The sequence below is a fragment of the Sphaerochaeta sp. genome (genome assembly GCF_050178175.1).
Classification (GTDB): domain Bacteria; phylum Spirochaetota; class Spirochaetia; order Sphaerochaetales; family Sphaerochaetaceae; genus Sphaerochaeta.
This window is the reverse complement of record NZ_JBFXGH010000023.1, coordinates 1-26,638: the sequence shown is the minus strand read 5'-3', so window position 1 is coordinate 26,638 and position 26,638 is coordinate 1. Positions and strand designations below refer to the sequence as shown.

General features: G+C 50.2%; 22 protein-coding genes and 1 pseudogene. 1 reads left to right on the top strand and 22 read right to left on the bottom strand.

Annotated features, from left to right (window positions below; translation table 11 throughout):
• Window positions 1-605: pseudogene (locus AB7S66_RS04480) on the bottom strand (dihydropyrimidine dehydrogenase); the annotation flags it as partial.
• Between the two features lie 4 nt (window positions 606-609).
• A complete protein-coding gene (locus AB7S66_RS04475; RefSeq protein ID WP_428518268.1) occupies window positions 610-1,458 on the bottom strand; it encodes a sulfide/dihydroorotate dehydrogenase-like FAD/NAD-binding protein in 849 nt (282 codons plus the stop codon).
• A gap of 201 nt (window positions 1,459-1,659) precedes the next feature.
• Here AB7S66_RS04475 and AB7S66_RS04470 point away from each other — a divergent pair, with 201 nt between their 5' ends.
• Window positions 1,660-2,004, top strand: a complete 345-nt coding sequence (locus AB7S66_RS04470; protein WP_428518267.1) for a cupin domain-containing protein — start codon at window positions 1,660-1,662, stop codon at window positions 2,002-2,004.
• A gap of 80 nt (window positions 2,005-2,084) precedes the next feature.
• Here AB7S66_RS04470 and AB7S66_RS04465 read toward each other — a convergent pair whose 3' ends face one another.
• The 20 genes from AB7S66_RS04465 to AB7S66_RS04370 all read right to left on the bottom strand — a co-directional run.
• Window positions 2,085-2,510, bottom strand: coding sequence for an Hsp20/alpha crystallin family protein (locus tag AB7S66_RS04465; protein ID WP_428518266.1), 426 nt, complete (start codon window positions 2,508-2,510; stop codon window positions 2,085-2,087).
• Window positions 2,511-2,770: 260 nt separating this feature from the next.
• On the bottom strand, window positions 2,771-6,406 hold the full coding sequence (locus AB7S66_RS04460) for a phosphoribosylformylglycinamidine synthase (RefSeq protein ID WP_428518265.1): 3,636 nt from the start codon (window positions 6,404-6,406) through the stop codon (window positions 2,771-2,773).
• Window positions 6,372-7,676 carry a phosphoribosylamine--glycine ligase gene (gene purD / locus AB7S66_RS04455; RefSeq protein ID WP_428518264.1) on the bottom strand — a complete coding sequence of 435 codons (1,305 nt, stop codon included), beginning with the start codon at window positions 7,674-7,676 and terminating at the stop codon, window positions 6,372-6,374. The genes AB7S66_RS04460 and purD overlap by 35 nt, the downstream gene beginning before the upstream one ends.
• Window positions 7,677-7,679: 3 nt before the next feature.
• Window positions 7,680-8,837 (bottom strand): phosphoribosylaminoimidazolecarboxamide formyltransferase, encoded by a 1,158-nt coding sequence (locus AB7S66_RS04450; protein WP_428518263.1) that lies wholly within the window; start codon window positions 8,835-8,837, stop codon window positions 7,680-7,682.
• Between the two features lie 2 nt (window positions 8,838-8,839).
• Entirely contained in the window at window positions 8,840-10,129 is a 1,290-nt protein-coding gene (gene purN, locus AB7S66_RS04445; RefSeq protein WP_428518262.1) for a phosphoribosylglycinamide formyltransferase, read from the bottom strand.
• Window positions 10,126-11,145: a phosphoribosylformylglycinamidine cyclo-ligase gene (gene purM, locus AB7S66_RS04440; RefSeq protein ID WP_428518261.1), complete on the bottom strand. Its 1,020-nt coding sequence runs from the start codon at window positions 11,143-11,145 to the stop codon at window positions 10,126-10,128. Before purM ends, purN begins: the two co-directional genes overlap by 4 nt.
• A 9-nt stretch (window positions 11,146-11,154) precedes the next feature.
• Complete coding sequence (purF, locus tag AB7S66_RS04435) at window positions 11,155-12,540, bottom strand: amidophosphoribosyltransferase (protein WP_428518260.1); 1,386 nt, start codon at window positions 12,538-12,540, stop codon at window positions 11,155-11,157.
• On the bottom strand, window positions 12,540-13,253 hold the full coding sequence (gene purC / locus AB7S66_RS04430; RefSeq protein WP_428518259.1) for a phosphoribosylaminoimidazolesuccinocarboxamide synthase: 714 nt from the start codon (window positions 13,251-13,253) through the stop codon (window positions 12,540-12,542). The genes purF and purC overlap by 1 nt, the downstream gene beginning before the upstream one ends.
• 31 nt (window positions 13,254-13,284) lie before the next feature.
• On the bottom strand, window positions 13,285-13,797 hold the full coding sequence (gene purE / locus AB7S66_RS04425; RefSeq protein ID WP_428518258.1) for a 5-(carboxyamino)imidazole ribonucleotide mutase: 513 nt from the start codon (window positions 13,795-13,797) through the stop codon (window positions 13,285-13,287).
• 102 nt (window positions 13,798-13,899) lie between these two features.
• Window positions 13,900-14,334 (bottom strand): C-GCAxxG-C-C family protein, encoded by a 435-nt coding sequence (locus AB7S66_RS04420; protein WP_428518257.1) that lies wholly within the window; start codon window positions 14,332-14,334, stop codon window positions 13,900-13,902.
• A 40-nt stretch (window positions 14,335-14,374) separates the two neighbouring features.
• Complete coding sequence (amrS, locus tag AB7S66_RS04415) at window positions 14,375-15,337, bottom strand: AmmeMemoRadiSam system radical SAM enzyme (protein WP_428518256.1); 963 nt, start codon at window positions 15,335-15,337, stop codon at window positions 14,375-14,377.
• Complete coding sequence (gene amrA, locus AB7S66_RS04410) at window positions 15,334-15,894, bottom strand: AmmeMemoRadiSam system protein A (RefSeq protein ID WP_428518255.1); 561 nt, start codon at window positions 15,892-15,894, stop codon at window positions 15,334-15,336. The genes amrS and amrA overlap by 4 nt, the downstream gene beginning before the upstream one ends.
• Window positions 15,895-15,898: 4 nt before the next feature.
• Window positions 15,899-16,753 carry an AmmeMemoRadiSam system protein B gene (amrB, locus tag AB7S66_RS04405; RefSeq protein WP_428518254.1) on the bottom strand — a complete coding sequence of 285 codons (855 nt, stop codon included), beginning with the start codon at window positions 16,751-16,753 and terminating at the stop codon, window positions 15,899-15,901.
• 133 nt (window positions 16,754-16,886) lie between these two features.
• Window positions 16,887-19,241, bottom strand: a complete 2,355-nt coding sequence (locus AB7S66_RS04400; RefSeq protein ID WP_428518253.1) for a glycoside hydrolase family 3 N-terminal domain-containing protein — start codon at window positions 19,239-19,241, stop codon at window positions 16,887-16,889.
• A 46-nt stretch (window positions 19,242-19,287) separates the two neighbouring features.
• Entirely contained in the window at window positions 19,288-20,133 is an 846-nt protein-coding gene (locus AB7S66_RS04395; protein ID WP_428518252.1) for a carbohydrate ABC transporter permease, read from the bottom strand.
• A complete protein-coding gene (locus AB7S66_RS04390) occupies window positions 20,130-21,095 on the bottom strand; it encodes a carbohydrate ABC transporter permease (RefSeq protein ID WP_428518251.1) in 966 nt (321 codons plus the stop codon). Before AB7S66_RS04390 ends, AB7S66_RS04395 begins: the two co-directional genes overlap by 4 nt.
• Before the next feature lie 112 nt (window positions 21,096-21,207).
• A complete protein-coding gene (locus AB7S66_RS04385) occupies window positions 21,208-22,557 on the bottom strand; it encodes a carbohydrate ABC transporter substrate-binding protein (RefSeq protein WP_428518250.1) in 1,350 nt (449 codons plus the stop codon).
• A 188-nt stretch (window positions 22,558-22,745) separates the two neighbouring features.
• Entirely contained in the window at window positions 22,746-23,402 is a 657-nt protein-coding gene (locus tag AB7S66_RS04380) for a response regulator transcription factor (protein WP_428518249.1), read from the bottom strand.
• A gap of 3 nt (window positions 23,403-23,405) precedes the next feature.
• Window positions 23,406-25,718: a substrate-binding domain-containing protein gene (locus AB7S66_RS04375; protein ID WP_428518248.1), complete on the bottom strand. Its 2,313-nt coding sequence runs from the start codon at window positions 25,716-25,718 to the stop codon at window positions 23,406-23,408.
• 284 nt (window positions 25,719-26,002) lie between these two features.
• Window positions 26,003-26,638: hypothetical protein (locus AB7S66_RS04370; protein ID WP_428518247.1), on the bottom strand; the 636-nt coding region annotated here is incomplete at its 5' end.

Below are 26,638 nucleotides of genomic sequence, written 5' to 3'. Positions count from 1 at the left end.
GCCTCAAACATCACTACAGAGTGGCCTTCCCTGCGTAGATCGGCTGCAGCTGAGATACTTGCAGGACCAGACCCTACAACAGCAACCTTACGTCCACTATCAGGCTTGATGGGAGGAACCCTCTCAAGACCATGCTCTCTTGCATAATCAGCGACATAGCGTTCAATGCGACCAATGGAAACCGACTGCTCGACATCCTTGTGCATCTTCCCTACGGTACAGAATTTCTGGCATTGAGCTTCCTGGGGGCAGACACGGCCACAGATGGATGGCAAGAGGCTGCTCTCCTTGATGATCTCCACTGACTTGCCGTAGTTTCCCTTTGCTGCTTCTGCGATGAAGGCAGGGATATTGATGGAAACAGGACAACCAGCAATACAGGGTTCATTCTTGCACTGGAGGCAGCGCATGGCCTCAACGCGGACCTGGTTGTCCGTATAACCAAGGGCAACCTCTTCCATATTGCATACACGAACCTCTGGAGCCTGGCTTGGCATCTCCTGGAGGGGAATCTGTGCCCTATCCCTAGGGCTGAGTGTCTTATCTTTCAGTTGATCAAGCAGCTCTTTAGCTTGAGCATCAAGTGTTTCTTTCGTCATATGCATATGCCTATGCCTCTCCTTCTTTGATATTCAGTCCAATATGGCAGCGGTGGTGTGCCTCTGCTTCCTCACTCTTGTAGGTACCGAGTCGAAGCAACATATTGTCCCAATCAACCAGATGACCATCAAATTCAGGACCATCGACACAGACAAACTTTGTCTCTCCTCCTATGGTAACACGACAACCACCGCACATACCTGTACCATCGATCATGATGGTGTTCAGGGAGACGATCGTATGAATACCATAGGGTTTGGTGGTGAGGGCGGCAAACTTCATCATGACAGGAGGCCCGATGATGACCACACAGTCAGGCTTGTCCTCTTCACAAATCTCCTTAAGGGGAACAGTTACCAGGGCTTTCCTGCCATAGGAACCATCATCAGTGACAACAATCACCTCATCAGCGGTTTCCCGCATTTCCTCCTCCATGATCAGGAGTTCTTTTGTTCGTGCACCCATGATCACCGTCACCTCATTGCCGGCTTTCTTCATGCCTTCCACAATAGGAAAGAGCGGGGCAACTCCAATGCCTCCCCCTACACAGACAACCTTTCCATATTTCTTGATGTCGGTTGGCTTGCCAAGAGGGCCCAACAGGTTTTCGATGATATCCCCAGGCTCGAGCAGCGCAAGACGGTGGGTTGTCTCTCCCACTGCCTGGAAGATCAAGGTAATTGAACCTTTTACAGGATCTGCATTGGCTATGGTCAAAGGAATACGTTCGTCAAATTCCCCACCCATCTGCAGGATGATGAATTGACCGGGTTTTCTTGCCTCTGCGATCTCAGGGGCTTCAATCTCCATGCGGAACACTTCCTTCGATAACCGTTGTTTAGCCAAAATTTTGTTCATGTCTTCTCCTCAGCATGATATCTTGACATACCGAAACCTTCCGACAAGGATGCAGATCAGGATCATGCACACTGCACGTGGAAAATATCGCTAATGCTGTCTTACTACGTTGTATTTAGTATTCTTTTATCACTCTGTAGTGTCAAGTATGTCTTGCCCAACTCCTTTGGAGCTGGCACACTACACATAGGAGGAGTAACCATGATCAAAAAATCAACAACCATGCAAGTAACCATTAAAGAGAAAATGCGGGAAGGAACAGGACAGGTCGTCCTGAAAGCCCTCGCTGAAGAAGGCAGTGTCGCCCATTGCAGACTCTTCTCCGAGATTCGTCTGGAGAAAGGCTGCAGCATCGGGGAACACAATCATGTAAACGAGACTGAGTATTACTGGATAACCTCAGGGAAAGGCATTGTTACTGAAGTCGATGGTGACAAGGTCGTGGAGAAAGGAGACTTGGTCATCACCGGCGGTGGCGCAAGTCACGCAATCAGGAATGAGGAAGCAGAGCCCCTTACCTTCCTGGCCCTGATCATTCTCGACTGACATAGACACAAGACAGCCTGCAGAAACCTGCAGGCTGTTCTATGCAAAGGGGTGGATACTGCGCTACACGGAGTACTTTCTTACTTGATCTTTACTTCAATGGACTTTGGAAGTACTTCTTTTTTCTTCGGAAGGGTGATGGTCAGGACACCGTCGGCGAACTCGCCTTCGATCTTTTCTTCATCAATATCCTCGGGAAGACTGAAGGAACGCTCAAACTTCTTGAAGTATCGCTCACGAACCAGGTTCTTCTGCTTTTCATCTGCACTCTTCAGGTTTTGCTTGTCACTGCTGATCGTCAGGACATGCTTCTCGATATTGACACTTACCTCTTCCTGCCTATACCCAGCAAGTTCAGCTTCAATCACATACGCTTTCTCGGTTTCATAGATATCTACTGGGGGAATTTTACTTCGATTGGTGCCCCAGTCAGCCCAAAGGTCCTTAAACAAGGAATCAAATTCCGAAACAGGGTTGCTGTCATTGTACGTTACATAATATTTCATGTTGACACCTCCATATGGTCATTGTGTTTCATTTTTCTACACAAAGTAGAATGCAATCAGCGTGCCAAATTCTCATTCATCCATATATTTTTACATAATAAATATTTAATTCCTTATATTTTATTAAATTATCAACTCGTAAACTAATCTGCAACATCCATCATACATTCTCTCATTATATACCACTTTCACTTGCATTGAGTCATATTGACACAAGAGGGTCAAGAAAAAAACCTTATTGTCACCATCTGACACAATTCCTAGGAAAAATAGCGAACAGCACCCCAAAACAACCCAGCATCAGGAACTGAAGGCGTATTTGTGTAGAGCCGGCTCACAATCCTCTCGCTGTGAGCCATCCGTCCAAAGACTTTTCCATCCTGACTGCTTATTCCCTCAATTGCCCAAAGAGAGCCGTTGGGGGCAAGTGGCTTGCCTCTCTCATCGACATACTGCGTTGCAATCTGCCCATGCTTCCCGAGTTTTTCCAGTGTCTCAACAGATGCAAAGAAATTTCCTTCCCCATGGCTGATGGGAATCAACTGTGTATCCCCTACCTGGTAGGCTCCCATCCACGGGGAGAGCACGGAAGAGACCCTGCAATGGACCAGTGAGGAGATATGGTGCCCTTGGATGTTTTCTATCAGCAAAGGGTCTCCACTCCGATTTTCTGTAATTGCTCCATGCGGCAACAGGCCAACTTGAAGCAAGGCCTGAAACCCATTGCAGATACCCCCTACCAATCCATCGCGCTCATTCAAGAGTGATTGGATCTCTTTCGTGACCAGTTCATTACGCAAAAAGGTAGCAATCAGCTTGCCCGAACCGTCAGGTTCATCGCTGGCGGAAAAACCTCCACTGAGAAACAGGATCTGGGACTCTGACAGAATCCGTGTGAATTGCTTGATGCTTGAGGCAATCCGGTTAGGGCCCATCGTGTTGATCACAAAGATCTCCGGTTCCCCGCCACAATATTCCCAAGCCCGTTCCACATCATATTCACAGTTGGTTCCCTCGAAGACCGGAAGCAGGATCCTCGGCTTCTTCTTTGGATAACGGGAATGTGTATTCAATCGCTTGTGATACTCCAGAGAGGGAATGGGTTGTTCATCCCTTGTTGGATTGACCGATCCATAGACCGAGGAGAGCGGGGAGAGCAGCCACTGTTCCACGGTGGCAAGGTCCACTGAGAAACAGGGGAAGCAGAGTTGTTCAGCCTTGATGGTACGCCCGATGGGGACCCCGATGTGCCGGTCCATTGGATCCAATTCCAGCAAAAAGGCACCATAGCGCTTTTCCTGCAGATTTTCCTTTGTGGTAAGCTCACAGCCGATTCGGTTTCCCAGTGCCATCTTTGCCACTGCTTCGGCAATACCTCCATAGCCAAGGGCATAGGCACTGAGTGCTTTTGCCTGTTTCACTTCTGCAAATAACGCAGGTAGGTCCTCTTCCTTGTCACAAGAGAGCAATACCAGCGTCGAGCCAATCCGTTTGAATTCCTGGGAAACCAAGCTATGGGCGTCAGTCTTCGATACTGCAAAACTCACCAAGGTAGGAGGAACATCAATATCCTGGAACGTGCCACTCATGGAATCCTTGCCTCCGATGGCAGCCACCGAGAATAACTTCTGTGCCTTGTAGGCACCAAGAAGTGCCGCCATTGGAATACCCCACCTCACAGGGTCAGTACCAACCCTACCAAAATACTCCTGGAAGGAGAGGTACGTCTCTGCAAGGTCACCTCCACAAGCCACCACCTTTGCAAGAGAATGCACCACAGAAGTGAATGCCCCTTGATAGGGGTTCTCACTCATCACGTAGGGATCATACCCCCAGGAAGCCAGCGTCACAGTCCTGGACTCCCCTCGTCTGAGGGGAATTGTGGATGCAATACACTGCGCTGGTGTCCTCTGGTACTTCCCCCCAAAGGGATAGTGCATAGTAGTGGATCCAATGGTACTGTCAAATCGTTGAGCCAAGGGTTGCTTGCTTGCCACATTCAAGTCTTCCAAGAGTCTCCTGAAGGCTGATGCATCAAATGGTGGAGCAGGAGCTTCCTTTTTCCTTGCTGCAAGGGGAATCGATACGGTTGTGTGCTTTGCTGCCCCATTGCTGTCCAGCAGCCTTCGCTGTAAATCGACAAGCTTCTGTCCCTGGTAGAGCATGATCAAGTGAGGGGACCCTGTAACGGTTGCCACCACGGTTGCCTCAAGGTTTTCCCCTTCAGCCAGGCGGATGAACGCCTCTGCATCGCTCTCTTCCACCACCATCGCCATACGTTCCTGACTCTCACTGATGGCTCGTTCTGTCCCATCCAAACCTGCATATTTGACCGGGATCCTGTCCAGGTCAATGACAAGCCCGTCAGCAAGCTCACCGATTGCAACACTCACCCCACCGGCACCAAAGTCATTGCATCGCTTGATCATACTGATGGCTTCTGGATTACGCATCAATCTCTGCAGTTTGCGCTCCTCTGGTGCATTCCCTTTCTGTACTTCAGCCCCGCATGATTCGAGGGATTGTGTATCGTGTCCTTTGGAGGAACCTGTGGCCCCCCCACACCCATCTCTTCCCGTACGTCCCCCCACCAACACTACCAGATCACCAGGAGCAGGTCGCTCCCGCCTGACATAGCGTTGGGGTACACAACCAAGGACAAAGCCAAGTTCCATATGCTTGGCGATGAAGTTTGGATGGTACACTTCCTCAACCAGGCTGGTTGCCAAGCCTATCTGATTACCGTAGGAGCTGTATCCCTGGCTGGAGCGTAGGGCAATCGTCCGCTGGGGGAGTTTTCCTTCCATGGTCTGGGAGAGCGGGATACGCGGATCTGCACTACCGGAGATTCTCATAGCCTGGTGGACAAAGGCCCTCCCTGAAAGGGGATCCCTGATTGCCCCGCCTATACAGGTAGCCGCTCCCCCAAAGGGTTCGATCTCGGTCGGGTGATTGTGTGTCTCATTCTTGAACTGCAACAGGTATGGCTCCAAGCCGTCGGGGGTATCCACGGCAATCCTCACCGAGCATGCATTGATCTCCTCAGAGAGGTCCAGGTTTTCCAGCTTCCCTTTCTTCTTGAGTACCTTCGCAGCTATGGTTGCCAGGTCCATCAGGCTCACTGGGTTGTCTCTGCCCAATTGATTCCTGTCCTCCAGGTAGGACGCATAGGTCGCTGCAATCTCTGGGTCTTCAATGGTTACCTTATCCAACTGGGTCAAGAATGTGGTATGCCGACAATGGTCCGACCAATAGGTGTCGATGACCCTCAGTTCCGTATAGGTGGGGTCCCTCCCTATTTCACGGAAGTGGTTCTGAACCACGGCAAGGTCCGCTGCATCCATTGCCAATCGGTAGGTAGATTTCGTCTTCTCATGATCTGTGGAAAAACGGAAATCATGGATCACAGGAGGAAACGCGGGTGGCTCAATTTCAGCTGTCAGATGCTCAGGAAGGAGAAACGATACCTCCCTTGCCTCAACAGGATTGATGAGGTAGGTCCGAATCTTCTCTTTCTCCTCTCCCGTAAACGTTCCATCGAAACCATAGATGGTGGCGCATCTGATGGTTGCTTCTCTTTCATCCTCCAGGAGTAATCGCAAGGAGAGCTGTACAGCTGCTGCTCTCTGGTCGAATTGCCCTTCATGCATCTGGATTGCCAGCATCCAATCGCTGGGAGGCAATTCCTGGAGTATCTCATCCCTTCCGGGCAACATCAGGATACGGTTGCAGAGTGACCTGAAGTCCTCTTCTTCGAGATGCTCAACATCATAGCGATAGTATATACGAACTCCTCTCAGGTCTCTTATGCCGAGGAACTGACGGAGTTCGGTTGCCAGTGCCTGTTCCCTTGACCGAAACTTACTCCCCCGGGTTATGTATACACGACGAACCATGCTCTTCCTCCTGCAATGCTCTCTTCCCAATATCCCTTCGATACTGCTTTCCCTCATAGGAAACAGCATCCACTGCCTCATACGCCACACGTATCGCCTTAGCCAGCGTCTCACCGGTCCCCACCACATGAAGGACCCTGCCCCCGTCAGTCAGCAAATTCCCGTGCTCATCATAGGTGGTTCCACCATGATAAAGCGTAGTATGCTGGGGAAGGTCCCTGATGGTGATCGCTTTTCCCTTTTCATAGCTGACTGGGTAGCCACCACTGGCAAGTGTCACCGAACAGGCAGATTCCTTTTTGTTCACCACCGGGACACGATCGAGGGTCCCATTCCTGCAGGATAACAGTATTTCCAATGCATCACCTTCCAAAAGGGTAAGTGCAACCTCAGCCTCTGGATCCCCGAAGCGACAATTGTATTCAATGACCACAGGGCCTTGTGCAGTAAGCATGAGACCAAAAAAGAGACAGCCCACAAACGGACTGCCTTCCCTCTTCAGTGCAGCAATGGTGGGAAGCACGATGCTTTCCATACACTCGGCTGCTACCTGTTCACTGTAGAATGGGTTTGGGGCGATAACCCCCATGCCTCCGGTATTAGGTCCCTTGTCCCCATCGAAAGCGCGCTTATGGTCCATGCAACTAACCAAAGGCTTCACATGCGTTCCATCACTCAAGACAAGCAAGGAAACCTCAGGCCCACTGACAAATTCCTCGATCACGACGGTCTGCCCACTGGAGGCAAAGACCTTCTCCACCATCATTGCCTGCAGAGCCTCTTCAGCCTCCTCACGAGTCTCTGCGATGACGACCCCTTTGCCGAGGGCTAGTCCATCAGCCTTGACCACCACAGGGAAAAAACTTCGTGACAGGTACTCACGTGCTGTAATAATATCGGTAAACACCTGATAGGAAGGGGTGGGAATATGATTACGCACCATAAAAGCCTTTGCATAGGATTTACTCCCCTCTAGCCGGCTTGCCACCTTGGTTGGACCAAAACAGGGAATCCCCTGCGCCTCCAACACATCGGCAAGCCCGCCGACCAGCGCCTCATCGGGTCCAATTACTGCAAACTCAATTGCATGCTGCACTGCAAATTCAGCAATCCCATTGTGGTCATCAAGCGGGATGGAGACCATCGTTGCAATGGATGCAATTCCTGCATTATGTCCGATGCAAAACAGCTCAGTTGCCTTCTTACTCTTTGCAATTACTGCTGCCAAGGCGTGTTCACGGCCGCCTGAACCGATGATGAGGATACGCATCTTCTAGTGATGGAAGAGACGGATTGCATTGCACACCATCAGGATGCCATGCTCATCACATGCCTTGACCACTGCATCGTCACGCAGGGAACCTCCACTTTGCACAATATAGGAAACACCACTCAGGGAAGCCCGGTCTATATTATCCCTGAAGGGGAAGAAGGCATCACTGGCAAGGCTTACACCGGTAACTGAGGCTAGGATATCCCGCTTTTCCTGATCGGTGAGCGGGGGCACATCCTCACTGAAATAGAGCCCGGGGTCCTGGATCTCAGAGCGCAGATACGCTTCCACTGCATTATCCTTCTCATTCCTGCTCAAGGTTGGAAGGAAGGGAAGGTCAAGGACCTGTCTGGACTGACGCAGGTGCCAGGCATCGGCCTTTTCCCCTGCAAGGCGGGTGCAATGGATCCTGGATTGCTGCCCTGCTCCCACCCCGATGGTCTGTCCACGCTTTGCAAAACACACAGAATTCGACTGTGTATACTTCAGTGCATTGAGTGCAACGAGCAAGTCAAGACGGGCGTCCTCAGTCAGATCCTTGTTCTGTGTGACGATCGGCTCCAGGACAGATGCATCCAGTACTACAGTATTACGCTCCTGGGTAAAGGTAATCCCAAAGACGCTTCTCGTCTCCAGCATAGGTGGTTCATAGTTGGGATCAATCTGCAATACGACATACTTTCCGCCTTTCTTCTTCTGCAACAAGGCAAGCGCCTCAGGTTCGTAGGAGGGTGCGATGACCCCATCAGAAACTTCACGCTTGATGATTCGTGCTGTTTGCAGGTCACAACGTTCGCTGAGACTGATGAAATCCCCGAAGGATGACATACGGTCAGCACCACGGGCACGAACGTAGGCAGTGGCAAGCGGAGAAAGCTCCTCATGCTCCCCGATGAAGTACATCCTGCGCTCTGTTTCATCCAATGCAAGCGAGACCGCCGCTCCTGCAGGGCTGACATGCTTGAATGAGGCAGCTGCACTGAGACCGGTAGCCTCTGCGAGTTGGCTGACCAGTTGCCATCCGTTCAGCGCATCCAGCAAGTTGATATATCCTGGGCTTCCGCACAACACCTGCAAGGGGAGATCACCCATATCCATACTGATACGAGCCTGTCCTTGGTTGGGATTGCATCCATACTTCAAATCCAAATGATTCACCTCTACCTCCCGCTCTCTGCATTGATCAAGAACAGTTCAAAGGAGCCGACCGAAAGATCGGTCTCCCGGACACAGAGTGCCACCCGATACGATTCATCAAGACTCTTCCATATCTGGGTAGCAATCTCTCCTCCCGATCCCTTCAAGACCACTTTTCTCGGTTTTCCGGCAAAGGCGGGAAGAGGATTGCCGTCCCCTTCATAGGTATGGATGAGATGCCCTTCCCCTCTCCTTGTATGCGGGTAGGGAAAGATTGCTCTCTCACACTCGTCCTTCTTCCTTCTCAGGATCGAGAGGGTGTACGCTCCACCTTCAGAGAAATCAACCAAACCACTGATACGGCTGGTATAGTTCGGGGCATCGGGTTCATAGGTACGACCCTCAAGAGCTTCTGCCATTCCCTTGCCTTCAGCAAGCGAGGAGAGGATGGTATCACTCTGGTCGCCATTGGAGACCACAAGCTTGGTTTTATACGTATCCATCGCACGGTAGATGATCAGGGAAGGGTCCTTGACCAAACGCTCATCAATCGCCTCAGTCCTGACAGTCCCCGCATCTGCAACCAATCGACGGTTTTTGCTGTGTTCGCTACGTGCGGTTATGAAGTAGGCAACAATACTCTTGCCTTCTTCGTTCAATCCACACACAATACCCCTTCCAGGATATCGTTGTGCCTGCAGTGCTCTGTTCAAATCCATTCCATACTCCAATAATTGACAATAGTGCTCCACGGTTTCAGGAAGCAATTTCCACTCGACTGTCTCCAGAATCCGCTTTGCCAGACTTTCCGGCGTATCGCCATCAAACACCTCGAGCGAGCGCTGTGCGAGGATCGGACCGGCATCCGCTTCTTCGCTGACTATGTGTACAGTTGCCCCACTAAGCTTGACCCCACGTTCCAGGGCAGCCTCATGCACACGCCTGCCATAATACCCTTTTCCACAGAAACTGGGTATCAGGGAGGGGTGGATATTGAGAATCCTCCCGGGGTACTGCCTCACAACATTGCCACTGAGGATGGTCAAGAAACCGGCCAACACCACCAAATCTGTTTGGTATGTACCAAGCAAAGCCAGAAGTTCTGTTTCAAAACGTGCCGTCTTGAGTTGTTTCTTGTCAAGGGCAACAGCAGGAATTCCCTTCATCTTTGCACGATCCAGAGCTTGTGCATCACTTCTGTCGCTGACCACCAGGACAACCGAACCATGCCTGAGCAAGCCGGAATCAGCAGCATCAAGCATGGCCTGGAGATTGGTCCCACTCCCACTTGCCAGCACAGCGATACGGATCATGCAATCACCACCTTAGCTGTATCTGTCACCTCTCCAAGGACCCACGAATCAGGGATGAGGGAAAGAGCTCTCTCGGCATCTTCCCTATTGATGACAAGCACCATCCCCACGCCCATATTGAATGTGGCATACATATCTTCGTCAGGGATCAACCCTGTATTCTGGATAAGACTGAAAATCGGTTTCTTCTTGATCGATTCCGCATTAATTGCAGCCCCTAGTCCAGAAGGGAGCATCCTGGGGATATTCTCATAAAACCCCCCTCCGGTAATGTGGCTTGCCCCCTTTATGGAAATCTTTTCGGCAAGTTCCAATACCTGGGAAACATAGATTCTTGTTGGGGTAAGCAACTCTTCACCCAGGGTGCACCCAAGTTCCTCATACCAATGAAAAAGCAAGGATGGGTCCCTATCCAGGTCAAAGACCTGTCTGATCAGTGAAAATCCATTGGAGTGCACCCCGCTGGAAGGCAGTGCCAGGAGGCAGTCACCACTTTTAATGGTGGATGGGTCGAAGATTCGTTCCTTTTCAGCCACTGCAACACAGAATCCTGCCAGGTCATACTCTCCCCTCTGGTAGAACCCCGGCATCTCTGCCGTCTCGCCCCCGATAAGGGCACATCCTGATTGCAGGCACCCCTTGGAAACGCCTTTGACAATCTGTTCCACTTTCAGTGGGGCAAGCAGACCCAAGGCAATGTAATCAAGAAAGAGACGTGGTTTTGCACCGCAGCAGATAACATCGTTGACGCACATGGCAACACAATCAATTCCTACTGAATCATGACGATTAAGGGCAAATGCTATCTTCAGCTTTGTTCCAACCCCATCGGTCCCACACACCAGAACTGGGTGGGGAGTATCTTCCAGATTGAGTTCAAAGAGACCGGAGAAACCTCCGAGATTGGAGCGGACCCCATCAATCATGGTGGAGGCAACATGCTTCTTCATCAGCTCAACTGCTTTATAACCCCGCCTCACATCCACTCCAGCATCTGCATATCTTTGTGCTTGCATAACCAACTCCTATAACGCTTTGGGACAGGGATACTCACCGGTAAAACATGCCCGGCAGAAACCTATGCCCGGATGATCTGAAAGCTTTATCACTTGGTCAGTGGTAAGGAAACCAAGTGAGTCGACACCAAGGATTGCCTCCATGGCCTTATGGTCATGATTACAGGCAAAAAGATCTTTCTTTGAATCAATATCTGTACCGTAATAACAGGGGAACAGGAATGGAGGAGCCGATGAGCGCAAATGAACCTCTTTCGCTCCCGCTTCCCTAAGCAGGCGAACAATACGCTTGCTTGTGGTTCCCCTTACGATGGAATCATCGATCAGAACCACTCGTTTCCCCCTCACCGTTGAGCTGATCGGATTGAGTTTGATACGTACCGTACTCTCCCGCTCACCCTGCTTCGGTTGGATGAATGTCCTGCCGATGTACTTGTTCTTGATAAACCCAATCCCATAGGGGATACCCGACTGCCTGGAATACCCGATTGCCGCATCAATCCCACTGTCAGGCACACCTATGACCACATCTGCCTGAGCGGGATGCTCCAGGGCGAGGAATGCACCACTGCGGATTCTTGCCTCATGGACACTGATGGTATCGATGACGCTGTCGGGACGGGCAAAATAGATAAGTTCAAAGACGCAGAGGCTGGAACTTACGCTCTTGCAATGCTCTTTGTTGGAATGGATCGACCCATCCTTCCCATCAATGATACAGATCTCCCCAGGCTCAATATCCCGAAGGAACCGAGCCCCAACAGCATCAAGTGCACAACTTTCACTGGCAAATACATAGCCATCTTCTATTTTCCCCAGGCAAAGGGGACGAAACCCGTGGGGATCCCGCACGGCAATGAGCGAATCTTCGTTCATTACCAGAAGAGAGTAGGCTCCCCTTACCTCATCCATGGTCTTCGACAGTGCCTCCTCCAGACTTCGGGATTCCAACCGGTGGCTGGTGAGGATATGGGCAAACACCTCTGTATCGCTCGAGGAGTGAAAGAGAGATCCTTTCAACTCCAGCGTACTGCGAAGCTCCTGGTCATTGACCAGATTCCCGTTGTGGGCCAGGGCTAGACTGCCCATCATATGATGAAAGATCAGCGGCTGCACATTTTCAGGACTTCTCTCCCCACTCGTCCCATAGCGGGTATGGGCAATGGCCATCTTGGAAGTACCGGGAGGAAGCTCAGGAGGGTGTTCGAAAACATCGGCAACCAAGCCCACATCCTTGATGACACTCAATATGCCATCACTGTTGAAGGCAATCCCACACCCCTCCTGGCCACGGTGCTGCAGTGCATACAGACCCTTGAAACAGGCCTGGTTGACAGCGACCGAGGCGGGGCTGAAAATACCAAACACTCCACAAGCCTCATTGAGGGAGCTCATCAGGCATCTCCCATCAGTCGTGACAATATCTCCTGATACGCTGCTTCCACATCGCCAAGGTCCCTTCTGAAGCGGTCCTTGTCCAACTTCCTGTTGGTCTTTGTATCCCAGAACCTACAGGTATCGGGGGAGATTTCATCGCTGAGAATCAACTGTCCACTGGAAGTCATCCCAAACTCCAACTTGAAATCGACCAAGGTAATGCCCAGGTCCTCAAGGTAGGAACTAAGTATCCCATTGATACGTAATGCATAGTCGGTGATCAGCTGCACCTGGTCATCTGTTGCCAGGGAGAGCGCCTGTATGTGATACGTGTTCACCATGGGATCATCCAGATCGTCACGCTTGTAACAGAATTCCAAGACAGGGGTGGCAAGATGCACCCCCTCATCCAGACCGAGACGAGCTGCAAGAGAACCGGCAGCAATATTGCGGACGATTACCTCCAGAGGTATGATCTTCACCGCCTTTACCAGGGTGTCGGTATCGCTGAGCTGCTCGACAAAGTGAGTCGGGATGCCCTCCCTTTCCAAGAGTTGCATCATATGATTGGTGACCTTGTTGTTGATCGCCCCCTTGCCAAGTATCGAGCCTCTCTTCTTTCCATTGAATGCCGTGGCATCATCCTTGTAGGAGACGATGTACAAATCCTTGTCATCAGTCTCATACACCCGCTTCGCCTTCCCTTCGTAGAGCATGGTTCGCTTTTGCATCTGTATCCTCTCTTGTCAATAAAAAAGAGCCTTACCGCCCAGGGGTGAAGCTCCTATGGAAACGCTCATCAGCTTGTGCAACCTTTTCGGTCATCTCTCTTCTGCGCTCTTGTATGCGAAAAGCGAGCGCTTCATCGCCAAGGGCCAGAATCTGGGCAGCAAGCAGTGCTGCATTGGCCGCCCCATCGATGGCAACTGTTGCCACAGGATAGCCAGTGGGCATCTGCACGGTTGAAAGCAAGGCATCCATACCATCGAGTGAGCCTGAAAGGGGGAGCCCTATGACGGGAAGCAAGCTTCGGCTTGCCAGAACCCCTGCAAGGTGAGCAGCTTTCCCTGCCGCTGCAATCAAAACGGCGTATCCCTCTCCAGCTGCATTCTCAGCAAATTGGATTGCGGCTTCGCTACTTCTGTGTGCCGAGAGAATATGTGCCTCAAAGGGAATATCCAACTCTTGCAAGACCGTAAAGGCCCCTTCGACCAACGGTGCATCATGTTCGCTGCCAAGCAGTACAGCCACACGGTTTTTCTGGGTTGTTTGCATAGGCGTACCATAGCGAAAATGTTGCGGTTATGCAATACCTATGCAACAGAATATGTACAGATTAGATAATATGTCTTATGACTTATGCTCCTGATATCAATATCAAGAGATTTTTTTATTCTTTTGCAACAGTTGATGCAACAAAACAACAGCATCCTCAACACACAAGTCACAAGTTCGCAACACAATACCACTCTCATCACCCCTGAGTTCACTGCAGACAAGTGTGCCGTTCTGCTCAAGGAATCCGTCCACTATCTCCCCTGCGTAGTCATAGGATGTCTGCTTTGTTGCAGCTTCCACACTGCCTCCACAGGTAAGCAAGCTGATGATAAGCACTGCTCCGCTGACAGCCCCGCAAGTTGCCTTATGGCCGCCCATACCCCCACCGAAGGCTTCGCTCATGATGAACAGGTTCTTCTCGTCGATTCCCACGACATCGGCAAAGCTGCAGGCAACTGCCTGTGCACAGTTGTGCCCCTTCTCCCTGAAAGCATAGGCACGTTTTACATATTGCGTAGTAGTTGTTGTTTCCATGGGGCTAATAGTACCGTTCTGCGTTTCCCGTTGCAAGAAGTCATGACCAGGTACCATATATATGCCTGCCACAAACAGGACAGTTGGAATGGTCGATGATACTCTCAAGGGATACCCAAGAACGACGTACCAGCAAGGTCCTGCAATAGGGGCAGTAGGTATTCTGGTCCAAGGATGAATTCCCCGGGTAGATGAAAGGGACCATGGACTCTTGGGCTTCCTGGACCACCTCTTTCAGATAATGCTCGCTGGTCTCCCTCTTCTGTTCCTGATAACGAGGAAAATACCGACTCAGATGCCAGACCTGTACACCTGCAGAATACAGGTGCCTTCCAATGGAGGAAATCATTTCTCGTGTATGCACCCCTTCCATGATCATGGTGGTTATCTCCAGATGTGCCCTGCTTGGAGCAATGTGTTCAATGGCATTCCACACCGGATGTCCGCTTCCCCCGCAGTAATTCCGGTAAAAGGCTTCATCGCCCTTGATGTCAATATTGAATGCATCGATGTATGGACTGATCCGAATCAGGGATTCTTCACTGAAGGTACCATTGGTAACCATGATTGTCTTAAGCCCTTCTCGTTTTGCAAAGGTTGCCACCTCGACCATATAGTCCTGCCACACCAAGGGCTCGCTATAGGTAAAACTGATGGAAGGACACCTGTTATCCACAGCGAGCTGAACCACTTCCCTGGCAGTGTAATAGGTTCGCTGAGCTCCCTCCTCCCACGCTCTCTGGCTGATCGCATAGTTCTGGCAGAAGGTGCAAGTCAGGTTGCATCCAAACATTGCAATGGAGAGGGTATTCGTCCCCGGCAGGAAGTGATAGAGAGGCTTCTTCTCAACAGGGTCTATCGCACTTGAGACCAACCCTCCATAGCTATGGGTAAAAATAGTATCGCCGGAACGTTCCCGCACCCCGCAGAAACCAATTTCTCCGTCCTTCAGTCTACAGTGGCGATAACAGAAATCGCAAGCAAGATACTCTGTTGTACTCACGGCAAGTCCTCAGTATACACCTCAGCCTGGAACACTTCAAAACGACAAGCCATGTCTGTATAGGCATCAGGATCAAGGCCGGCTTTCCTTGAAAGCTGACTGAGCATGGTCTGGAGATCCCATCCCTGCTCTGTTGCCACCTGCGGGAGGAAAACTGCACGATGGTATCCATGACTCAACAACACACCATCCACTCCAAGTCGTATTTGTTTCCAGTCATCAATGACTTGCAACCTGGAAAGCAGGGAGATTTCGAGTACTACCTCTTTTAGCTCCGCTTCCTTGAGAGGGTGAAAGCGGGGGTCATTGAAAGCAGACTCCCTCGCCAGTTTCGGTATCTCCTGCCAAAGGGGACCCCTCCCCCAAAGATTGCCGATACAGCCACGCAGGGCCCCTTCCTTTGTATGAATTGTGACAAAGCATCCCAGCTCATGGGAAAAAGGAGGTCTATCTTCCCTCTTCAGTCGATCATAGATTGGCGTATCAGAGTGGGTAAGCGTACTTGTTATTGCCTCCCTGGCAAGCATCAAGAGCGTCTTTTGGTCAACTTGGTTCATTTTCCTACCTCCAAAGAATCGTTGAATAGGCGACAAAATTCATGTCATTTGACGAGGAGACATCCTGGGAGGTGTAGTAGTCTGCCACCCACCCCCTACTGTGCAACCGCTTGGCAATGGATGAGACCAACAAGGCAGCGGCGTAGCCGCATACAGTTGACTGCTTTGCGGTACAGAAGGCTAGTGCTTCTGAGACCCTTCCCTCACTGAGTAGATGAGCCAAGCTTAAATCATCTTCCTTTACCCTGCTCTCTGCCCTGCTTCCGTAGGGGGTGTAGGCGAACCGGGGTCCATAGTGGGTGAAGTCACTGCTTGCAATCATTGCAATCCTTCCCTTCTCAAGGTCCTCTCTCCCAAGTTCCTGCATCAACTGATCGGCTAGCTTTTCGATAGCCTTTGCCTCCGTGAAACGGGATATCATGGCAAGCGCAACTTTCACAGGGCTCTCTTGTGCTGCAATGTATGGCAGGACCATCTCCAGGGCATGCTCACTCTGTATGGCAGAGAACCACTCTCTTTGTGCACCCATAAGATTGAAGGCAGGAAGATCACCGAGGGGAGTCCTCATTCCCGAAAGAGGCGCACTGACGATGGTATCGGGGGGGAGTGTTGCATAATGGCTGGGGCTTATAACTACGATACGTTCTATCGAATCGAGCCCTGAGGTGAAAAACGGGGCTATCCCACTGCTTGAATAGAACAAGCCTGCGTGGGGGAGTACCGCGAACCTATAGGGTCCTCTCTGATAGGTTTTCCGCTTCTTGCTCTCTTCTATCGACTCAGTTACCAGCCGTCTCAATAGTTCTGGATCCTTTGGATACCAAGAACCCGCATATTGGGCATCTCTCATCATATTCATCGTGGCACCTCGTATATAATGATAGTCCACTGTGAAAGAATTGCAAGGTTACATCCACGTAGAAAAGCAAAGAGGCAACGTACCAGACCGCAGGGATGCCCAAGTACGTTGCCAAACGTGGAGGTAAAAGAAACTAATTACAATCAGAGACAGAGACAGAAGAGAGACATCGCCAATCCTTGGGGAATATTTTCGATTTCCCGAGTACTGCAATTTCCTCACTGAAAACAATATTCTCACTGCTCTTGCCGACAAGAAGAGAGAAATCACCGCTCTCCAGGACTCTTCTTGCATCACTACCAACAAACGAGAGCATGTCTGCAGGCAGGGTAAAGGAGAGACGTTTCTGCTCTCCCGGCTGCAATGAAACACGGCTGAAAGCCTTCAATTCTTTCACAGGGCGAACAATGGAGGCAACCTTGTCCTGCACATAGACCTGTACGATTTCATCACCACTACAGGTTCCGTCATTTCGCACCGTAAGGGAGAAGCGAAACTCTTCATCACCCTGAATCATGGGGTTTTCCACCTGGAAATCATCCCAGCTGAAGGTGGTGTAGCTCAGCCCATGCCCAAAAGGGTACAGGGCTCCAAACTGTGGCTGGACCTTCAACCCGCCAGCCTTCTTGAAGTGGTTGTATGCATAGGGCATGGAACCAGCACACTTGGGAAATGAGAGTGTCGTTTTTCCACCAGGATTGTTCAAACCCACCAAGGTACGCGCGATAGCTTCCCCTCCCCCCTCACCGGGAAGCCAAGCAGCAAGTATTGCACTGGCATGATCAACTGCTGCATGGATGGTGTAGGGCCTTCCACTCACCAGCACAACCACCACTGGTTTTCCTGTAGCCAGTACAGCCTCCAGCAGATCTTCTTGCACCCCGGGAAGTTTCAGGCTATCGGCATCGGAGCCTTCCCCGACTGTTCCCTGACGGAACAGCCCAGCGATATCACCAACGACCATGACCGTTACATCCGCGGATGAAGCAACGGCAACCGCTTTTTCAATCCCTTGGGTATCCCGGCTGAGCTCATGGGCTTCCTCACCACCGTCTGGAACATCCCCTGGAAAGAAGATGGCTTTCTCCACCTTGCTCTCGTAGAGCATGCACCCCGGCTCGAATGTCAGGGGAATGTCTCCCAGAGCCTCAGAGAGAGCACTACGAATGGTTTTTGCCTGCGGAGGGACTGTCTCTTCAGGACCATGGGATCCTTGGAGATGAATCGGGGTCGAGTATCCACCGAACATTGCATACGGGTGGTCGGCTAGAGGGCCGATGAGGGCAACCGATCGTGCATTCCCCAAGGGAAGAACCCCATCATTCTTGAGCAGGACAAGCGACTTCTCTGCCACCTCTACCGCCAATGCATGGCTCTTCTCAGTGCCCAGTTCTATTGCCTCTTCCTTGATGAACGGATGCTCGAACACCCCTTGGTTGTACTTCTCTTCCAATACGCGGAGTACAGCCTCATCAAGTGCATCACCCTTGACCAATCCACGGTACAGGGCCTCGATCAACCCTTCCTTGAATACGGTATACCCGGGCAATTCGATATCCATACCAGCATTGAATGCCAAAGCGGCAGCTTCAGCCATATCGCCTGCAACATGATGGTCGTGGAACAATTGCACAACTGCCTCATAGTCAGCGACAACCAATCCATCGAAACCCCATCGCTGTTTAAGCAAGTCAGTCACCAAGGAGCGGTTGCTGGTACAAGGAACGCCATCAATGTCATGATAAGCCGGCATTACTGCGCCGGGATGTGCATGACGGACAACCATCTCAAAGGGGAGAGCAAAGGTATTTTGCAGTTCTGTCGGACCGATATGAACCGGCGCATGGTTCCTTCCCCCCTCACTTGCAGAGTGACCGACAAAGTGCTTCAGCGTTGCAAGGGGACTTCGCTTCTCTCCTTGCAATCCTTGAACATAAGCAATGCCCATGACTCCACACAGGTACGGGTCTTCCCCGTAGGTTTCCTCAATGCGCCCCCAACGGGCATCACGAGCAACGTCCAAAACTGGGGCAAGCCCCTGATGCACCCCAAGACTTCTCAGTTCATCCCCAATGGCTTTTCCTACACTGCCTACCAATGAAGGATCCCAGGTGCTGCCATAATTCAATGCAGAGGGAAAAATCGTTGCTCCCTTCACCATGGCACCGGTCAAGCACTCCTCATGAAGGAGAGCTGGAATTCCCAGTCGTGTCTCCTTGATGAGATACCGTTGTATCTCGTTGATCGCCTTGGCCTGCTGGACTGGATCGTTTGCCATTGTTCCATAAGGGCGGGTGAGTTGGCCGATACCCTTACCGAGAACCTCAGCCTTGATATCTTCACTACGCATCTCAGCCTGCCCATACTCGCGTACATGCAATGATCCATCTATTCCTATCTCAAGCCATGCAGAAACCAACTGGGAGACTTTCTCTTCGATACTCATCTTCCTGAGCAGTTCCAAGGCACGTTCCTTATTCTGCTGCATAGTGCTAACAACTCCTTATTTCAGTATCCTTGTATCTCAAGACCGACTACTCTTTCAGTGCTCCTAGTGCAACTCCAGCAATAATGTGCTTCGAGAGCGAGAAGTAGACGATGAACAAGGGCAGAACCGTCAACGACAACCCCAGGTAGACCGCACCGTACTCTGTCTTGTAGATATCTCCCCTGAGCAGGCTGACCATGATGGGCATGGTATACTTGTCACCATCGGTAAGCAGGATCAAGGGTTCGAACAAACGATTCCAGTTGAATACAAAGGTGAAGATTGCCTGGGTTGCCATAGCAGGTTTCATGATGGGCAGTATGATCCTGTTGAAGGTATTGAACTCTCTCGAACCGTCTATTCTTGCAGAGTCAACAATATCCAACGAGAGAGATGCCATCAGGTACTGCCGCATGAAAAACACCATTGCAGGGGTTGCTATGGCAGGTATGATCAAGGGCCAAAGACTGTTCGTCCACCCGATGCGATACATGAACTGGTAAAACCCTATACCACTCACCTGGGTTGGAATCATCATGACGGCCATGATGAAGGTAAAGAATGGCTGACGCAGTTTCCAGTTGTAAGCAACCAGGGCATATGCTGTCAGCGATGAGAAATATACCGCGCAGAGGGTTGCCCCTGTGCTGATGATCATGGAGTTTATAAACCCGACAAGAGGATCAAAGGTCTTGCCTTGGAGTATCTGCCAGTTACTCATCAAGTATTTGGAAGGAATCAGGCCGATGGAACTCTGCTGTATCTCATAAGTACTGCGTGTTGCATTCATGAACATGACCCAGAAAGGGAATATGCTCAAGAGTGCCAAGAAAATGCACACAATATAGATTCCAGTCTTTTTCAGGTTGGTAGTTGCTCTCATTCCTCTCATCGTACTCCCCCCATCCTCTTTTCTTCCTTCAGCCGGTTCTTTTCAAATTTTCTGAGTTTGATCTCATCCTTGTCACGCATGGAGTAGAACATGATCCCTGAGAGAACCAGGATGATGATGAAGACGATCATGCTTGCCGCCGATGCTCGGTTGTAGAGATAGCTTCCCGCAAAGGCTTGATTGTAGATGAATACACTCGAGGTAAGTGTTGCATTGTCCGGGCCTCCCCAAAGGAAGAGCCTGGGAATATCAAACATCTGGATACCGCCGATAAGACCGGTAACCAGAACATACAGCAAAATGGTTTTCAGTCTGGGCAAGGTTATCTTGAAGAAAATCTGGGAAGGTGTTGCCCCATCCACCTCTGCAGCCTCAAACAGTGTCGGATTGATGCCCAACACACCAGCGATCAGGATGATCATGGAGTGTCCATACCACATCCAGAACTGGATGAAGGATACCACACCTCTGGCGGTTCCACTTTGTAGGTGGAAGTTTGACGGTGCATCCAGGATACCAAGTTTTATCAGTAAGTCATTGATAGGTCCCTTCGGATAGCCGGTAAGGGAGTTGAACAGGATTGCAATGGTTGCTGCGGTAATGATATTCGGCATGTAGATCAATACCTTGAACAAGCCCTGTGCCTTTATCTTCAGGCGTCTATTGGTAAACCATGCGGTCAACAACAGAGCCAAGAGAACCTGGGGAATGAAGTTGAAAATCCAAATAATAAAGGTGGTTTGCAGTGAACGTAAAAAGGTCGCATTATTAAGGATGCTTTTATAATTCTGGAACGGGTCTTCCAGGAACTTGAAGGTTGTACGACCCAGTCCCCTGAGGTCGGTAAATCCAATAACGATGGTATATATCGTCGGATACAGATTGAAGATAAGAAAGGCAAGCACGAAAGGGATGGAAAACAGATATCCGTACTTAGCATAACTGATGTTGTTTTTGCGCATGAGCAAGTCCTCCAGAAAAATTCACCGTGCATCGACCGATATCTTCCCTGCGATGCTTGGAGCAAAACAAGCCAGGTGCAGGGGTCACCTACACCTGGCAATCATTGATCCATTAATCAACGTCAATTGCGAGGTTGTCGGCAACCTGCTGCTTGAAGTCTGCAATCGCCTGGCTGCGGGTCTTGTTTCCGTAGCTGTATTCTCGGACCTGGTCACGCCAGTACATGTTGATGGTCTCATCATACTGGGTCTTGTTCTTACCGGTAGCAAACTTGCCGGCGGGAACGAATACATCGAACATATCCTGTCCACCGAGGAAATCCAAGGTTCCATCACTCTTACGCATGACCGTCCCGGAAGCAACGGTATCCTTGGTCCCACCAGGACCATTGAGTGTCCCATTGGCCCAGTAGTACTGCAGACCGGTATCGGAACTGTCGAGGGTAATCCACTCGATGATATCTCCAACTGCGTCCTTGACCGGGCTCTTGTCGTTTGCAAGTATCCAGGTACCACCCCAGAAGAAGCCAACAGGAGGTTCACAAACCGCCCAGTCACCATAAGTGCCTTCACCAGGTGCTGAACCGCCGCTGTTGCCAGCCATGACGTAGTTGATCAACCATGCCGGGCCGAAGAAACCGAAGATCTGCTTTTCACCGGCGTCTTTCATGTCAGCAAACCATGCATCGGTCCAGTCACGGGTATCATTGTGGTAACCCTTGTCGATCAGCATCTTTGCAACATCAAGGAATGCTTCACGATCGGGATCGATGTAGAGTTTTCCATCTACAATCCAGCCCTTCTCGCTGCTGCCTTCAATGGCATGCCAGATATCTCCATCACCGCTGATGATTCCATACCCTTTCTTCTTCAGGTCTTCTGCAGCCTTGAAGAACTTATCCCAACCGGGACCGACTTTTGAAGCGATTACTGCAGGATCGTCAGTACCCCATACGTCCTTTGCAATTGAGCGGCGGTAGATGAATGCGCCACCGGTAGCCTGATAACCAAGGCCAACGAGCTCACCGTCCGGATTGGTGCCGATGTCAATGGTGTACTGGGCAATGTCGGCTTCCTTGAGCTTGGCGTCTACATCAATTCCAAGATCCTTGTAGGGAGCTGCAAAGTGAGCTGCATCGCCCTGGGTGTACTTGAGTACAAATGCAGACTCAGCACAATAGATGTCAGGAGCATTCTCACCACTGCTTGCCAATGCCTGGTCAAGTGCTGGTTGATACGCACCATCAGTGGTAGCGATGATGGTTGTGTTGATCTCATAATCGAAATCAGGATTCAGTTCTTTGTACTTCTCCAACATTTTGGGGACTTCATCAGTGAAGCTCCACAGGTTGATCACCTTACGAGCAGGTTTTGCTTCCTCTGCCTGGCCGGCAGCAAACAGTGAGAGACTCATGCAACAAATCAGTAACAGACTGACTACAATACGCATGTTCCGTTTCATACAGATTCCTCCTTACTTAACTCTATGTCAAACTGACATATAAATGAGACTTGCATAGACTACCCCCAGTATTCGTACAACGGCTGTACTGGATAGGGAGCCCTACAATCATCATGCTATGTGAACACGATGGGGAACGCCACTGGGCTTTTGCCTTGAAAATGGGTAGGACAAATGTCCTATATTACCTATATTTCGTTGCTTTTAACCCATTTGATGGCAAATTTACGCAGTGTTCCTGCGTCACTTATGGAGAGCTTATGCCGGATATTATCCCGGTAGACGTTAATCGTCTTTACAGAGAGATTAAGAGTCTTCCCTATCTCAGAAACACCGCACCCCTGCCCGAGCAATCGAAGCACTTCCATCTCCCGAAGGCTGAGCAACTTCACGGGGTCACTCTCCTGTGAGGACTCCTGCAGGAGCAGGGTGTCCAACATACGTTCACGCATGTCATCTGAGAGATATACCTTGCCCTTAAGCACCGTGGAGATGGCTTTCAGGAGTGATGAAGCAGCCTCCTGCTTCATCACGTACCCGCGTGCCCCTGCCTTGAGTGCACTGGAAGCGTATATAAGCTCATCATACATGGAGACAACAATGGAAAGCACATCAGGCCTGCTTGCCTTGAGAGTTTTCACCAACTCCAATCCGTTCTCTTGCTGGAGGGAGATATCGACAAGGGCAACATCCACCTCTGTCTCATCCAGTAGGGTAAGTGCTTCTGTGATGGTGGTTGCTTGAGCTCGTACCTGATAGGTTCGCACATTTTCTATGACGCTCACCAAACCTTGGCGGAAAAGTGGGTGGTCATCCACAATCAGGAATCTAACTATATTGGACATTCCCTACTCCTTGAATACAATCTGTACTGTGGTTCCCTCGTCATCACTTTCGAGAGAGAGCTTTGCATCAGCCATGGCAGCTCTGTTCTGCATGATCCTTAGGCCAAGCCCCTCCCCCTGGATATGCTCAGGGAGTCCTGTTCCATCGTCACGAACCTCCAGGGAGAGGACACTTGTTCCCTGGGAATCAATCTTTTTCGCTGAGGATATTTCTATATGTTTTGCTTTTGAGTGTTTTATGGCATTGGTCAATGCCTCTTGGACAATCCTGAATATATTCAGTTCTCGGGTCCTATCCTGTATGGAAAAGGCTGGGTCCACATTTACATCGATATCGATTGCAACCAAACGGAGATTATCTCCTACCAAGGCCTCCAGACGTTCCAAGAAGCTATGGGGTTCCAATTCCATGGGCATCAGCCCACGGCTGATGGTCTTGATCTTCCCAATGGCTTCGTTGAGATGCTCACTGATTTTCCTGAGGCTCTCTTTCTGGGTTTCCTGGTTGCTTTCGAGTTGTTGTTGTGCCGATGAGGCAAGCAGGGAGATGCCAAGAAGATACTGGCACAGGTCATCATGGAGTTCCTGCCCGATGCGCTCCATCGTCCTTGTGGAAATCTCCATGACTTCCTGTTCCAGTTCGGTTCTCCGCTTGATCTCCTGGGAGAGGTCCCGTGTACGCAGGGCAACCTGTTCTTCAAGATTCTTCTCATGTTCCCTGATCTTCTGGAGAAGCAGGGAACCTTTCAGGTTGCTGGATATCTGTTCTTGCAATACATCATAGAGGGCAGGACGGACAGTGCCAAAGGGAACCAAGAAATAGCCAAGAGGTTCATCAAGATAGACCAAGGGCAAGAGGACCCAACGCTGGGTCCTCCACTCTGGGTCCAAACTGGGAGGCAGGATCTGCTGGGCAGGAAAATCCTGTAAAAAGGCTGACAAGGGGAGTACTTCCTGTTGGACGGTCATCAGAAGCCGGGCTTTTCGGTTGTGGTTCAGGAATCTCACCAGATATCCGCGATCGATACCAAAGAGTTGCAACCCACGTTTCAAGTTGGTGATCAACTCCCCCATCTCGAAGGTACCGCTGAGCATGGCACTTACCTTTCTGAGCGTTTCGAACGAGTTCTCCGCTGCTATCCGTTTTGCTGCCTGAAAACGTCCAATCTTATCCCCTGTCAATGCACGGGCTGCTCCCATGAGCATCGCAAGGGTCTTGGCACTCAGGGTGCTCTGGTTGCGTGACTTATACTCCACCACTGAGAGATACTCATTCCACTGATGAAGAGAACCACTCTCTGCTGTAGTCTCATCCAGTGCACGATTGAGACGGGCTATCATCTGGTGGTAGTCACCTCGCTGGACAAGGAGAACCAAGTCTTTCACTGCCAAACGTTCAGCCGGGGTGGCATAGCTCGGCATCTCATGAAGCCCAGGGGTGAAGTGCACATGCGGATTGCAACCGCAGGACTCCCTGATGACCGGCGAGCAGGGCAGGGAGATGTGTTCTTCTTCCCCCCCTGCCATGATCCTATCGAGGATATCCACGGCAATGACTCCCATCTCATGCAATGGTTGTACTACGGTTGTCAGTGGGGGAATGCTGTATCGGGAGGGGTCTATTCCATCAAATCCAATGAGGGATACATCATCAGGTACACGGATGTTCCATTTCGAGAGTTCTTGCATGGCCCCGAATGCCATCCGGTCATTGAGACAGATCAAGGCATCAAAAGAGTATTCCGCTTCCATGAAGTATCGTACTACTTCACTTCCTGATTCGTCAGTGAATGTCCCTGACCTGATCAGTTTCTCGTCAATAGTGATCTCATTATCTGCAAGTGCCTGCCTACAAGCCTGAAGCCTCTTGACTGACTCCTCATGGGTCTTCGGCCCCGTGATGATAGCAAATCGACGTCTATGATGGACTGTCACCAAGTGGTCCACCAGAGCACGCAAGCTCTCTTCCCCTTCTGCAGTAATGTCACTCATGCCCTGCATGTGCATCCCTATCGATACCCTGGGGAGCGAGGACCATGGAGCAAAGAACTTATTCAGGTCCATGGTGGTGAAATACGATGCAAGTGAAGAGGCAACAATGATCAGGCCATCAATGGTCTGCTCAGAGGCAAGGTGATATGCGAGGTTGGAAGAGGCTTCACTGGCAATAGGGGATCCAAGGCGGGAGCCAATAAAGGAGATGGTTCCCATCCTACGCTTTGCTGCTTCCTGTTCTATGGCATGCCAGATGGCCGATTGATATTCATCATCCAATCCTGCGGTGAATATTCCGATGCAACGCTGTGAATCCTGCATGAAAGATGGGTCCTCCTCACTGGTGTGCCTTATCTATGATAGACCATACAAAGGAGTTTGCAAGGATAGGGTTGAAAAATAAACAAAGAGAATTTCTCACTGTTGGCCACATTTCATCATGGACCTCATCATGGACCTCATCATGGGCCTCGTCATGGGCCTCTTCATAGACCTCTTTATAGACCTCTTCGAGGTAAACCGGATACCCATGGTTGCCTTGAAATACGTTAGTACCTCGTGGTTATGAAGAAACAAACCAATGCACCATATAGTGTACGATTTTTTTAGAAAACCTTCCTACAATCCGATTCAATAGGACAGCTTTCACATAGCATCTTAGTAGGACGACAATATTTCCGACCGATCTCCCAACATGAGTAATCGATAATACCAGGAAATTCAGGGTTTAATTCTCGAGCTTTATATATTATGGATTCTCTGTCAGCATTTGCTGGTACTAATCCAGTTCTTCTAAGCACCCTAAAGATATGAACATCAGGTGATATATCAATTGAGTAATAATCAGAGAAAGGGACTTTAAATTGGCGAGCTAGAATATTGGCTGCCATGGTGGCAATTTTTATCCCACAGCCATGAAATTGTAAAAATCGATATACAACTGAAGCACTGCTTGGATTTCCACTCCAAAGCAATGATGCATCGCCATTATAATCAGCAAGAATTTTATGCACTGCAGAATGGAAAGTCTTTGCCATGCTTGGTCCGAAACGATGAAGAGATTGTGAAACAAAGAGTTCTTGGTAGTATTGTAATGGTTGATCTCCCAGAACCTTGATATCAAAAGAATTCAAATCATTTTTGATTGTCCAGGGTATAACCCATGCTCTCTCAGCCTTGATCTGCCGGTCCATCAAACATGCTAGAACATATGCATGCGGATAGTTTGTTAGATCATTAAG